We start from the raw sequence: 13726 nt of genomic DNA on the forward strand, positions 1-13726 counted from the left end.
GGGGTGCATAGCATGAAAAAGCATAAGAAAATAACGGATATATTCATTTATTTCATTCTCACAATTGGTTCCGTGTTTATGATTGGACCATTATTATGGATGATTACCACTTCATTAAAAGACAAGACTGGTGTATTTGCCTTGCCGCCACAATGGATACCAGATCCCTTTCAGTTTGATGCATATACTAAATTATTTCAGCTTGATACTTTGGGATACGGACTTAAAAATACCATAATTGTCTCTTTAACCGTAACTATTATTGGTACCATAACCTCTAGTATGGCTGCTTTTGCTTTTGCAAAACTCAGAATGCCTTTTAAAAATACATTATTCTTGATTTTATTAGCTTCAATTATGATTCCTTATCCGATTATTATGATTCCCCAATTCGTAATGTTTTCTAAAATGGGTTGGGTAGATACATTATTACCGTTAATTGTGCCAGGTTTATTTGGAAATATTACGATGATTTTCTTCCTTCGTCAATATCTAACAAATGTGCCTTATTCTTTAATTGAAGCAGCAAAGGTAGACGGAGCAGGTTACCTTCAAATTTTCTTTAAATTAATTTTCCCTGTTATTCGCCCAGCGGTAGCGGCACAATTTATTCTTTGGTTCATGGGTGTGTGGAATGACTATTTAGCACCACTAATCTATTTAAATAGTCCAGAGAAACAAACATTACAAGTAGTTATTGCAAACTTAAAAGCAACTTACGCTATTCAAACGGATTATCCATTGATTATGGCAGGTTCTGTTGTTTCCTTACTTCCAGTATTAATCGTATTCTTGATATTTCAAAAACAGATTATTGAATCAGTTGCCTTATCAGGTGTGAAAGGATAACCAGGAGGATCAAGCTATGAAAATGAAAGAAGAAACAAGAAAAGGATTAGAATTGATTGAATCATACGGCTGGGGAACATTGGGTACGCATGACCCTACGATTATCAAAGAAGATGATTTCTACTATATGTTTTCAACAGATACATATATCGATAATGCGCCAACTGAGGGGGCACAAATTAGAAAATCAAAGGATTTAATTCACTGGGATTATATTGGAACTGCATTGAAGGCTGTTCCTCAAGAGGCTAAAGAGTGGTCCAAGGCATTAGGCTTATGGGCCCCTGAAGTTATTAACTATAAAGGTCAATATTATATGTATTATTCCGCTTCCACTTTTGGAAGTACGATTTCTTGTATTGGATTGGCTACTGCTGATCATTTAAAAGGACCTTGGTGTGATCAAGGGATTGTGCTTCAAACAAATCCAGAAATTGCAACACATAATGCCATAGATGCAAATGTAGTAAGGGATAAATATGGTAAGTACTGGCTTTGTTATGGATCCTTCTTTGGAGGCATTTACCTTGTCGGACTAAATATGGAAACAGGGATGCCGGTTGCTGAGGATGGTTATGGAACATTGCTTGCGATAAGACCAAAAGAAGTAGAAGGTGCGATAGAAGGCGCTTTTATTATCTACAATTCGGCATTTGATTATTATTATTTGTTTACTTCTTATGATAGTTTACATGATAGTTACAATATTCGTGTAGCGAGATCGAAAGAAATAACCGGTCCTTATGTGGATGTAAACGGTAAAAATATGATAGATACAGAGGATGAACCACATACTATTGGTGTTAAGTTAGTGGGAAGCTATCAGTTTGAAGATGATATTGCTTGGATTGGACCAGGTCACAATTCCATTTTTACCGAAATGAATAAACAATTTATGGTTCATCATGTTCGTTTAGAGGAATTTTCTCCCTATCATTATGGATTTATACGAGAAATGTTTTGGCTAAAGAGCGGCTGGCCGGTTGTATCGCCAGAATACTACTATCATACTGAACCACCTAATTATTCCGTTCAGGATCTATTGGGTGATTGGGAATATATTTCTTTTGATGAAGACAGAAGAGTTAAGCATAGTAAAAGGTTTTCTTTAAAAGAGAATAGTCTAACTGAGATTGATTCATTAGGTAATAATCAGTTTGCCTTTGCGGATAGAAATTTTGAGTTTGTTATTTTTCCAGTTAAAGATTGGAGAAACAATGTAGAGACAATAGCCTTCTCCGGTTTAACAAAATCAGGAAATGCTATATTTGGAAAGAGGGTGTAATCTATGGTGTGGTCAAACAAAGTGATGATCGTTCTTGATAGGCTGTTAAGTGTCATCATTCTTAATCTGCTTTGGATTATGGGGAGCATAATTGGGCTTGGAATTTTCGGGATTTTTCCAGCAACCTATGCCCTTAATGTCCTAATTAGAAGAGAGGAGTTTTCTAATGATTTTCCATCATTTAGTAGGCTTGCGAAGGAATACTTTTCTGCATATAAGCAGAACTTTCTAAAAATGAATGGTGTTGGAATTATTTATTTCCTTGTATTATATGTGCTTTGGATCGATTTACAGCTGGTACGAGGAATGACAGTTGGGGCTGCTATTTTCTATTATCCAGTTCTATTCTTCATTATATATGTTTTGGCTGCTCTTCTTTATACATTTCCCATTGCCATTTATACCCATGGTACGTTCAAGGAGAAAGCGAAATTAGTATTGAGTTTACCGTTATTACTACCTTTACATACAGTATTTAGTTTACTCTTTTTTTTAGTACTTTTAGCAGTAGCTTATAAGTTTAGTATTATAATCCCGCTATTTTTAATTAGTACCTATTTTTTATGTATAGATAAGTTCATAGCAGGAGATTTAGTCAAAAAAGGAATAATAAGAGATTTTGAATAGATAAAATGCTGAAGGAATTTTTATTAGATGGAAATCATACAACGACAGATTAAAAATGATAACTTATGCAGTTTTTAAATTTCTCAATCAAATAAGTTCTAAGATAATCATAACGATGGCTATTTGGATAATTTGATGGGAGAGACAATCTTTATAATCTGAAATGTAATGGATAAAAAGGAGAGAGTAAGATGACGAATGTCAAGACAGTTCATTATAACAACCCAATAGTTTTACAAAGAGCAGATCCTTGGGTATATAAACATACAGATGGATACTATTATTTTACTGGTTCTGTTCCTGGCTATCAGAAAATAGAAGTCCGCAGAGCTAGAACATTAAATGGGCTGAAAAATGGTGAAAGTGCATTTGTTTGGCATGCTCATTCAACAGGCCCATTAAGCTCTCTAATTTGGGCACCGGAAATTCATTATATCCATGGAAAATGGTATATCTACTTTGCCGCTGCAGAGTATGATTACCCTAAAAATGGGATTTTTCAGCATCGGATGTTTGTACTTGAATGTGCTGATGAAGACCCTTTAACTGGAAGATGGATTGAAAAGGGTCAAGTGAAAACGGCTCAAGAAAGTTTTAGTTTAGATGCAACGGTGTTTGAATTACACGACAAGCTTTATTATGTGTGGGCGCAAAAGGAGCCAGCTATTCCAGGGAATTCTAATCTATATCTATCTGAAATGGAAAACCCTTGGACCTTAAAAGGGAAGCAGTTATTATTATCTGTTCCTGAATACGCTTGGGAGAAAATCGGATTTTTAGTGAATGAAGGTCCAGCAGTATTGATTAGAAATGGAAAAGTCATCATAACCTATTCAGCTAGTGCAACCGATGAAAATTATTGCATGGGAATGCTTTGGGCAGATATAAATTCCGATTTATTAGATGGATATTCTTGGACTAAATTAGATAAGCCAGTTTTTAGCAGCGCTCCAGAGAATCAACAATATGGTCCAGGACATAATAGCTTTACTATTAGTGAAGATGGAAGGGAAGATGTTCTGATCTATCATGCAAGACCATATACAGAAATAGAGGGAGATCCTTTGAATAATCCAGATCGCCACGCGAGAGCACAAGTATTTACTTGGGATGAGAATGGGCTGCCAGTGTTTGGTAAGCCAAGTAAGGATTAGGAAATATAATAAAAGTTTAAAAGGGTGGGACAAAAGAATTTTACATAAAGAAAAAGCCAAACTATAATACAATAAACATCGTAATAGTTCGGTTTTTTCTTTTCGCTGATTTATCTTTTTTATAGCTAAAAAACAAGTTCGTTCCATTGCGCTCCAGTCACTCGCTTTCCGCGGGGAGGAAGCTGAGCCTCCTCACTGCGCCTGCGGGGTCTCAGCCTTTCCTCTATTTCCCGCAGGAGTCGAGTGTCTTCCACTCCATTTCACTAATCTTATAAAATGGGGCGAGAAACAAAAATAGATTTTATTTATCATTCGTCTAATTCAACAAATGATTATTCAGCTTTAAGCATATCCTTTTTAGTTTTGTCTCAGCCCCTTTCAGTAAAAGACCAGATCATCCATCCATCAGTTTAAAGGCAAGAGCGTCTACTGCAACATGGAAACTTGTCTTTTACTCGATTTTTTTAGTTTCTGTTTGCTTGTCAGTATCTAGTAAATTATTAACGAAACTTGACATCTAGACACAATTCTTTCAATGTATAAAGTAATAAATAATAATAGGTGAAAAAAATGGGAATTAAAACATTGTTAATTGCTCCTTATCCTGCATTGGAGCATGTGATGGAAGAATGCATAAAACTAGAGCCTGACCTTAATATGAAAATAGAATTGGCCAATCTTCAAGAAGCAATTCCAATTGCAAAAGAGGCTGAAAAACATGGTGTTGAGGTTATTATAAGTCGTGGGGGAACCGCGCAATTAATAGAACAGGAAGTGAATATTCCAGTTGTTGACATACATGTTTCTGGTTATGATATGCTCCGTGTTTTGACCCTGGCAAATGATTATCCAGGCAAAAAAGCGATTGTCGGTTTTTCTAACATTACAATTGGAGCGAAGGCGATAACGGACTTGTTAGAAATACCTATTGAGGTATTTACAATCGAAGATGCTATTGAAGTTGATCCATTAGTCAATCAATTGAAAATGGATGGATATCAATTAATTATTGGAGATGTTATAACTCGTGATGCCGCCGCTAAATATAATCTAGAAGGAATACTAATACAGTCAGGCAGAGAGGCAATATTTGAAGCAATTAAAGAAGTGAAGAGCATCTACCGAATGCTGAGAAAGCAGCGTTTTCAAATGAGTATTATGCAAATGATTATAGAAAGACAGTTTTCGGATGTCATTGTAATGACTCGTGATGGAAATATTGTCTATGAAAATTGGAAACGATTTAGGGAGTCCCCGCTATCGGTCAAAAAAATGATAAATATAATTCAACAAAAAAATGATAATAAAGAAGAATTAGATATCATTGAAACGGATCAGCATAAACGAGTAAAACAGATGGTGATTCCTATAAAGGTAGAGGGGGAACTTCATTATTTATTTGCTTTTTCTTTTATGAAAGATTTAGTACCGGATAACTCCTTACATATTATAGATATACAAACTCCGCCCGTTATCCTTTCGAAAAGTGATAGTATGAAAAGGTGCATAGAAAAGATTCAAAATAATCTTAGTAGTTATGGTTGGATACTTATTGGGAAATCGGGTACAGGAAAAAAGTTAATCTCCAAATGGATTCATTTTCAAAAAAATAGAGGGAATGGTTTTTTGGCTGTTATGTCTGCCAATGCATTTATCAATATGAACCAACAGTTGGATCCTGATATAAAAACAATTTATTTGAATGAAATAGAGATGTTAAGCCATGAAGAGTTAAGGATATTTGTTGGAAAAGTTAAGCGTAATTACAATAATGGCATCACAGTTATAATAGCGATAGAGACGTCAGACGTAAATAGGTATACTGCTCTTCCTTATCTTGAATTTATACGAGTTGATTTACCAATTTTGGTTGAACGTAAAGAGGACATCAGACCATTAGCGACCCACTTTTTAACTGCATTTCATGCTGAATTTGGCACTTCAGCGATCAAGATAAAGGAAGATGCATGGAAAGTATTGGAATCCTATTCATGGCCAGGAAATGTCGAAGAATTATATATACTTATTCATGATGCTGTTAAGGAAGAAAAAGGATTTGTAATAGGAAAAGGGCTTATACAACAGCTACTTGGGGATCGGTTGAGTAAAATGGAAATGTTTGATAATGAATATTTACAAGGTACATTAGAAGAAATAGAAAAAAGAATTATTGATGCCGTCATGAAAGAAGAAAATTACAATCAAACAAAAGTTGCTGAAAGACTCGGGATTAATCGAACAACTTTGTGGAGAAAGCTGAAACAATAAAAGTTTCAGCTTTTTTATTTTTTTTGTTTCATTTTGCAACGTTTTATACTAATTATATTGTGGTAATAGGTGAAAGCAGTTACAATTTTAATTGTAAACGATTACTTGTTGTTTAAAATTGAAACATATAAAAAGGAGTGTTAAAATTATGAAGATTAAAGAAACGTTGGATCGGATTCCTGGAGGGATGATGGTAGTTCCGTTGTTAATTGCAGCATTATTAAATACATTTGCTCCAAATCTTCTGAGAATCGGGAATTTTACAGAGGCTTTATTTGTTAATGGATCATCTACTTTAATTGCATTATTTCTATTGTGTACTGGAGCTCAAATAAATGTAAAATCATTTGGGGTATCTGTTGGGAAAGGGGCAACATTATTAATCACAAAATGGGTTGTTGGTGCAGCCTTTGGATTACTAGCATATCTGTTTGCTGGAGATAATGGTCTTTGGTTAGGTTTAGCTCCTATTGCAGTAATTGCCGCGATGACAAATAGTAATGGAGGCTTATTTGTTGCTTTAGTTGGGCAATACGGAAGTAAGGAAGACAGAGCTGCTTATTCCTTATTAGCTCTTAATGATGGACCATTTTTAACAATGGTTGCTCTATCCATTTTTGGTGCAATGGGATTTGTGGACGGTTTATTTTCTTTTACTTCTTTTATCTCTGTACTTCTTCCAATCATAGTTGGTATGGTATTAGGTAATTTAGATGATAAAATGAGAGATTTTTTAGATAGTGGAAGTTCTATGTTAATTCCATTCTTTGCTTTTTCTCTCGGGATGGGCATCAATTTTTCTGCCATTCTAGAAGGTGGCTTGGCTGGTATTATTCTAGGATTATTAACCGTTTTTGTAACCGGAACTGCTGGTTACTATGTGTTTAAGCTTTTAAAATGGAATCCGATTGTTGGGGCTGCTGAGGGCTCCACAGCTGGGAATGCAGTTGCAACACCTGCAGTAATTGCCGCTGCAAATGCTAGTTTTGCATCGGTGGTTGATATTGCAACAGTACAGGTGGCCGCATCAGTGGTGACCACGGCAATACTGCTTCCAATCTATGTAGGTTTCTTAGTGAAAAGATTAGAAAAAAAGGGATATAAGTTTGAGGAACAAGGTATCAAAATGTAAGATAAGGATGTGTTCGACGTGAAAAACAAAATGGGGATTATTGCTGATGATTTAACAGGCGCAAACGATTCTGGTGTGCAGCTGGCGATAAAAAAGTTATCTACTAGTGTTGTATTTGATTATACAAATTCATCTAAAGAGATGGCTTCAGATGTTCTAATAGTAGATACGGACAGTAGAGCGAGAGCAAAAGAGGATGCATATAAGGCAGTAGTAGAGGCAGCAACCTTTCTCAAAAGGAATGGGTATAAACATATTTATAAGAAGGTAGATTCCACATTAAGAGGCAATTTAGAGGCAGAACTTGCAGCGCTAGAATCTGTTTATAATCCAGATATGGTTGTTATTGCGCCGGCCTATCCTAAAATGAGACGTCAAACCATCAATGGGCACCATTTTGTAGACGGTAAAATCATTACAGAAACCGAATTTTCCAATGATCCGAAGACACCTGTGCAGGAATCATTTTTGCCTAAGCTTTTAAATTCGAAGAATAACAGGAAAATTACGTTGTTGAATAAGGAAGTTTGGCATAAGTCTAAAGAGGAGATAAACAACCTTATACAATCAGCCTTAGTGGAAGGGAATAAATGGTTTGTTTGTGATGCTGCAGCTGAAGAAGATCTCATAAATATTGCTAAACTATTTTCTGAGCAAAATAAGTCGATTATTTGGGCAGGGTCTGCTGGCTTGATAGAATATCTGCCGGAAATGCTGCATTTGATACCTTCATCAGTAAACGAACAGGAAGATATGGAAATCCAAACTACTTTGATTGTATCTGGAAGCTTATCTCACGTAACGAAAAAACAATTATTCAAGGTTGATAGATTGCAAGATTCCTATTTTATGCAGGTTGACCCTGTAGATTTAATAAATGGTAGCTATAGGCTGGATGAGTTTATGGAAATAGTCCAGCAGAATAAAGAACATCATCATTTTGTTCTTTATGTGGAAGCGGATGATGACAACAGAAAGCGTGCCATTGAAGCAGGTAAGATGCTTGGATTAAGTAAACATGATGTTAGTGCAGCAATATCAAATGGTTTGGGTACCATTTCAACCCATATAGTAAAAAATGTTCCTTTTATTAAAGGGTTAGTTTTAACAGGAGGAGATACTGCAAAGGCAGTATGTCGTGCGCTGGGAGTAACAGAAATGGATTTATATATGGAAATTGAGCCAGGACTTCCTTTTGGAAAAATTAGAACAGAAACGAATAGCTATTGGGCTGTAACGAAAGCAGGAGGCTTTGGCCAAGAAGATTCCTTAATAAAAGCATTAGAGTTTTTAATTAACAATAGAAGGGTGATAGTATGAGTAATGTAAAACCAATTGTAGGGATAACAATGGGAGATGCAGCAGGGGTAGGTCCAGAGATTATTTTAAAAAGCCTTGGTAAAGAGGAAATGTATACGATTAGCAGACCATTGGTGATTGGCGATAGTAAGATTTTGAATAGAGCCAAACAATTCGTTAATAGTGATTTAGCTATCCAAAATATTTCCGTCGAGGAAATTAACGAAATAACCTATGATTATGGCACTGTTTATTGTTTAGATTTAAATTTATTGGATGAAACACTTCCGGTAGGGAAAGTGGCTCCAGAAGCTGGAAATGCGGCATTTCAATATCTTGCTAAAGCCATTGAGCTTGCAAAAGAAGATAAAATCCATGCAATATGTACAGCGCCACTAAATAAAGAGGCGTTGCATAAAGGGGGGCATAAATATCCAGGCCATACAGAAATTCTAGCTGACCTTACTGGTACTCAAGATTTTTCTATGATGCTGTCTGCTCCGAATTTAAAAGTTATTCATGTTACAACACATGTTGGAATTCTTGATGCGGTTAAGATGATTAATCCCGAACGTGTCTATCATGTTATTAAACTTGCTCATGATACTTTACAAAAGGCAGGTATTTCTAATCCGAAAATTGCTGTTTGCGGCATTAATCCACATGCTGGTGAAAATGGATTATTTGGTTATGGAGAAGAAGAAGAAAAAGTAATTCCTGCTGTAGAAAGAGCACAAAAAGAAGGGATAGAAGCAGTTGGTCCACTTCCGGCAGATACATTATTTTTCCGTACGGTACGTGGGGATTTTGATATTGTAGTAGCAATGTATCATGATCAAGGACACGGTCCAGTGAAAGTATTAGGATTAGATGCCGGAGTAAATATTACCGTTGGTTTGCCGATTATTCGAACAAGTGTAGATCATGGAACGGCATTTGATATCGCAGGAAAAGGAATCGCGGATGAAAAAAGCTTGATGGAAGCAATGCGACAAGCTGTAGAACTAGCTCCTAAATGACATCGAATTTATTCACCCAAGAAGATCCATTTATTAACTTGTTAGTGTATTTGATAGATAAATAAAGCGAAGCTTTATCTTAACTTCATCATTCAGTAATTCTCCGCATCTCAAGCTGCTGAATTTGAGGAAGCTGGATATGGGAGCTCGATATAAAAATGCGAAATTGCAACTAACCATCAGTGGGATAAGCAAAAATACTGATGGTTAGTTTTATTTATAAAGCGGAGGATTTTTCTTTTCGTCTATATTCAAAAGGAGTGTAATTTGTTTCTTTTTTAAAAAGTTTGGTAAAGTAGGAGTAATTTCCATATCCGACTTTATCTGAGATGATATGTACTGGTAATGTAGTTTGAATGAGTAGCTCCTTAGCGATGTCTACTCTTTTTTTTGATGTTATAGTTTACAAGAGAGAGTCCTTTTTCTTTCTTAAAAATTCTTGTTATATAATCTGGGCTTAAGTATACAATCTTTGCAATATTATCTCTTGTAATATTCTCATGATAATGTTCATCAATATAGTCACAAATTGTATTTACAACGTTTTTCTGAGAATGAATAAAATCTATGTATTGTAGCGAAATATCAACTAAGTAGGTAATATAAATTATCATATCATTGGGTGAACTTGTGGAGAAAAAAATACATGTTCCAAAATCGGTCTATTTGACAGAATGGGAAGATTTCGCCAAAATGCTATATGGGGAGGTAAGATTAGGTTTCCCTGATTTTATGATGGGAGTAATGAATCAACAAGTATTAGATGCAATTAGGGAGTCCAGTAGAGAACCAGGAAAAAGGATAGCTCCTTAAGAAGCTGAAAGGGCTAGTATTTGTTTAATTCTCCTAATAAAGGATATAATAACCTAGACAGCAATTCTACATAGATTAGTATTCGATTATTAGAAGGAGAATTTATTATATGAAGTTTAAAAATTATCTTGTCTTTAATGTTTCTGTAATTATTTTATTAGTGATTGTGTTAGTAGGAGTATTTGCACCAGAAACGCTTGAACAAACTTCAGCTAGTGCACAATCTTTTATTACAGATTCTTTTGGTTGGTATTATTTAATTGTCGTCACGTTTTTCGTGATAATATGTTTGTACTTATTATTAAGTCCGGTAGGGAGAATTAAATTAGGTAAACCCGAGGATAAGCCTGAATTTTCCCGAATAGTATGGTTAGCGATGCTTTTTAGCGCGGGAATGGGAATCGGACTTGTGTTTTACGGGACTGCGGAACCACTTAGTCATTATGCTATTAGTTCACCTACAAATGAGGTTGGCACAGAACAAGGCATGAAAGATGCAATGAGATTTACTTATTTTCATTGGGGAATTCATGCATGGGCAGTGTATGGAATTGTGGCATTAAGTCTTGCTTATACTACCTTTCGCAAGGGAGGAAAGACGTTAATTAGTTCGACCTTAAAACCATTGCTAGGTAATTCTATGGATGGACGATTAGGAAGAATCATTGATATTATCGCTGTTTTTGCGACAGTTACTGGAATAGCGACAACACTAGGATTCGGTGCTGTGCAAATAAATGGAGGGCTTTCCTTTCTTTATGGGATTCCTTCAAGTTTTTTAACTCAATTCATTATTATCGTAATAGTTACCATCTTATTTTTACTTTCAGCTGTCTCAGGATTAGGGAAAGGAATTAAGATCCTTAGTAATATGAATATGATATTAGCGTTTATCTTGCTTTTATTTGTATTTATTTTGGGAAATACAGTCTTTATCCTCAATTTATTTACAGATACATTGGGGACGTATTTACAGAATTTAGTGCGCATGAGCTTTCGCATTTCTCCTTTAAATGGTGAGAATCGTCAATGGATAAATACTTGGACCATTTTTTACTGGGCTTGGTGGATTGCATGGTCACCGTTTGTCGGAATTTTTATTGCTAGAATTTCCAAAGGAAGAACCATTCGTGAGTTTGTTACCTTTGTCTTATTTATTCCCTCAATAATTGGGTTTTTATGGTTTACAGTATTTGGCGGTAATGCGATGTTTATCGAGCATAAAGGATTAGGTACTATTTCCACTTTTGCAACGGAAGAAACATTATTTGCTCTTTTAGAACATTTTCCTCTTAGTGCGGTACTATCTATTTTAGCTATTGTATTAATTGGTGTGTTCTTTATTACCTCAGCAGATTCAGGTACATTTGTTTTAGGTATGCTTTCTGCCAATGGAATTCAGAATCCGAGCAATAGAATTAAAGTAATTTGGGGACTCTTACTTACCTCTATTTCGCTGGTCTTACTTTATTCAGGGGGATTAGATGGTTTACAAAATATGATGATTATTGCCGCTCTCCCTTTTTCCGTTATTATGATCTTAATGACGGTAAGTTTATTGAAGGAAGTGCATCGGGAGAAAGCAGAATATGAATCGAAGTGGAAAAAGAAAAAAGGCTCGATGTGATATCGAGCCTTTTTTCTTCTTAATCTTCTTTATCTTTATTAAACCATAACGGCTCATAATCATCGACTTCGCCATTATAATTGATTAATATTTCTTCGCCAGCTTTTATATCCTTATAAGCATAATAGTCAAATGTATGCTTATCAAAATTAATTTCATATGTTGCATTTGGTTCATAGGAATGGTTAAAAAGCATGCCGTATCCTAGAACAACAGCACTGTGGTTAATCCCATATTCATAAACATAATCTTCTAGTACTGTTCTTTCGATATATTTGTGCTGCTCATTTGGATATGGAACAACGGGAGCTTCATGGAATAAAGTACCTTTTTTGATATCACATGTAGCAAACACGCCTCTATTGAATTCTCCATCACTTAAGGGAGATGTTTTAATTTCAATCATAATTGATCACCTACAACTCTTTCTAAAGTATACTGCTATATCATACTCTAACATTGTTTCTATTATTTAGGAAATAAATAAAAAAATTTTTTATAAAAAAGAAATATTTCTTGTAATAAATTGACTTTTTAGCTAATAAAGGTTTGAGGATTAATAGTGTATAATGAGATAATATCCATTATGGAGTATTTTCCTTAAATGATTTCAACATAGTAAGGTGATGGCGTGTTAATAAACCTGAAACAAGGATGCTCGTAGTTTCTTATAATAAATAACATAAAAGGGTAAAGAACAGGAGAAAAAATGAAAAATTATAAAATGCTTATTCAATATGATGGCGGCCGTTACAAAGGATGGCAGCGTCTGGGAAATGGAGACCAATCCATTCAAGGAAAAATTGAAAATGTCTTAACAGAAATGGTAGGAGAAAAGATTGAAATTATAGGTTGCAGCAGAACAGATGCAGGGGTGCATGCTTTATCTCAAGTTGCCAATTTTAAAATGAAGAAAGAGATGACGGAAAAAGAAGTAATGAATTATTTAAACCACTACTTGCCGAATGATATTAGTATCTCAAAAGTACAGATCGTTCCTGATCGCTTTCATGCCAGATATAATGCAAAGGATAAAACGTATTTATATAAAATATGGAATAAATCGTATACCCATCCATTTATGCGTAAATATAGCATGCATGTAGAGAAAAGATTAAATCTAAAGAAAATGGAACAAGCAGCTGTCTATTTTGTGGGGAAACATGATTTTACAGCTTTCTCCAATGCTAAATCAAAGAAAAAGTCAATGGTGAAAGAAGTATACTATGTTGATATAAAAGAAGTAGACGGATTTATAGAAATTCGCGTGAGCGGCGATGGCTTCCTTTATAATATGGTCAGAAAAATAGTTGGTACATTGATTGAAGTTGGCCTAGGAAAAGTCGAAGCGGATACTATTCCAGCAATTTTGGAAACAAAAGATCGTAGTCTAACAGGCATGATGGCAGAAGCGAATGGATTATTTTTGGAAAAAGTAAAGTTTTAATAGAAGTGAAGACGAGCAAGTAGTTATTTCTGAACTACTTGCTTTTTTTGTATCGTTTTAATAGTTAGGGAACACTAGTGAGGGACAGAGTGATCGAATTAGTTCAGACTTTAGCGGCAAGAGATATACAAAGAAATTCACTATATGACTTTTAAAAATAAATTTTATCCTATATATGTGAAAAGGTTTGCTTAAAAAAGAATGAT

General features: G+C 35.0%; 13 protein-coding genes. 11 read left to right on the top strand and 2 right to left on the bottom strand.

What is annotated here, in order from left to right; genetic code table 11:
• Window positions 1-12: 12 nt before the first annotated feature.
• The 8 genes from NX902_RS08245 (at window position 13) to pdxA (ending at window position 9633) form a co-directional block, all read left to right on the top strand.
• Entirely contained in the window at window positions 13-849 is an 837-nt protein-coding gene (locus tag NX902_RS08245) for a carbohydrate ABC transporter permease (protein WP_095334013.1), read from the top strand.
• Window positions 850-865: 16 nt separating this feature from the next.
• Window positions 866-2134 carry an arabinan endo-1,5-alpha-L-arabinosidase gene (locus NX902_RS08250; protein WP_206427983.1) on the top strand — a complete coding sequence of 423 codons (1269 nt, stop codon included), beginning with the start codon at window positions 866-868 and terminating at the stop codon, window positions 2132-2134.
• Between the two features lie 3 nt (window positions 2135-2137).
• A complete protein-coding gene (locus tag NX902_RS08255) occupies window positions 2138-2761 on the top strand; it encodes a YesL family protein (RefSeq protein WP_095334011.1) in 624 nt (207 codons plus the stop codon).
• A 191-nt stretch (window positions 2762-2952) separates the two neighbouring features.
• Window positions 2953-3915 carry a glycoside hydrolase family 43 protein gene (locus NX902_RS08260; RefSeq protein ID WP_095334009.1) on the top strand — a complete coding sequence of 321 codons (963 nt, stop codon included), beginning with the start codon at window positions 2953-2955 and terminating at the stop codon, window positions 3913-3915.
• A gap of 570 nt (window positions 3916-4485) precedes the next feature.
• Window positions 4486-6183, top strand: coding sequence for a sigma-54-dependent transcriptional regulator (locus NX902_RS08265; protein WP_123257359.1), 1698 nt, complete (start codon window positions 4486-4488; stop codon window positions 6181-6183).
• Window positions 6184-6331: 148 nt separating this feature from the next.
• Window positions 6332-7315 (top strand): 2-keto-3-deoxygluconate permease, encoded by a 984-nt coding sequence (locus NX902_RS08270; RefSeq protein WP_095333199.1) that lies wholly within the window; start codon window positions 6332-6334, stop codon window positions 7313-7315.
• Between the two features lie 18 nt (window positions 7316-7333).
• A complete protein-coding gene (locus NX902_RS08275) occupies window positions 7334-8635 on the top strand; it encodes a four-carbon acid sugar kinase family protein (RefSeq protein WP_095333197.1) in 1302 nt (433 codons plus the stop codon).
• The gene (gene pdxA / locus NX902_RS08280) at window positions 8632-9633 is read left to right on the top strand and encodes a 4-hydroxythreonine-4-phosphate dehydrogenase PdxA (RefSeq protein ID WP_095333195.1); all 1002 of its coding nucleotides are present in this window, start codon (window positions 8632-8634) and stop codon (window positions 9631-9633) included. Before NX902_RS08275 ends, pdxA begins: the two co-directional genes overlap by 4 nt.
• Window positions 9634-9850: 217 nt before the next feature.
• Here the strand turns inward: pdxA and NX902_RS25820 are convergent, their stop codons facing one another.
• Entirely contained in the window at window positions 9851-10033 is a 183-nt protein-coding gene (locus tag NX902_RS25820; protein WP_163186740.1) for a helix-turn-helix domain-containing protein, read from the bottom strand.
• 230 nt (window positions 10034-10263) lie between these two features.
• Between NX902_RS25820 and NX902_RS08285 the strand changes: the two genes are divergently transcribed.
• Both NX902_RS08285 and NX902_RS08290 read left to right on the top strand, forming a co-directional pair.
• Window positions 10264-10446, top strand: a complete 183-nt coding sequence (locus NX902_RS08285; protein WP_176474249.1) for a hypothetical protein — start codon at window positions 10264-10266, stop codon at window positions 10444-10446.
• Window positions 10447-10555: 109 nt separating this feature from the next.
• Window positions 10556-12073 carry a glycine betaine uptake BCCT transporter gene (locus NX902_RS08290; RefSeq protein ID WP_123257361.1) on the top strand — a complete coding sequence of 506 codons (1518 nt, stop codon included), beginning with the start codon at window positions 10556-10558 and terminating at the stop codon, window positions 12071-12073.
• Between the two features lie 19 nt (window positions 12074-12092).
• On the opposite strand, the gene NX902_RS08295 is transcribed toward NX902_RS08290, so the two are convergent.
• The gene (locus tag NX902_RS08295) at window positions 12093-12479 is read right to left on the bottom strand and encodes an SET domain-containing protein (protein ID WP_095333189.1); all 387 of its coding nucleotides are present in this window, start codon (window positions 12477-12479) and stop codon (window positions 12093-12095) included.
• Window positions 12480-12782: 303 nt separating this feature from the next.
• On the opposite strand from NX902_RS08295, the gene truA reads away from it, so the two are divergent.
• Window positions 12783-13520, top strand: coding sequence for a tRNA pseudouridine(38-40) synthase TruA (gene truA, locus NX902_RS08300; protein ID WP_095333187.1), 738 nt, complete (start codon window positions 12783-12785; stop codon window positions 13518-13520).
• Window positions 13521-13726: the final 206 nt, after the last annotated feature.

The sequence above is a fragment of the Niallia sp. FSL W8-0954 genome, from assembly GCF_038005605.1.
Lineage (GTDB): Bacteria > Bacillota > Bacilli > Bacillales > Cytobacillaceae > Niallia > Niallia circulans_A.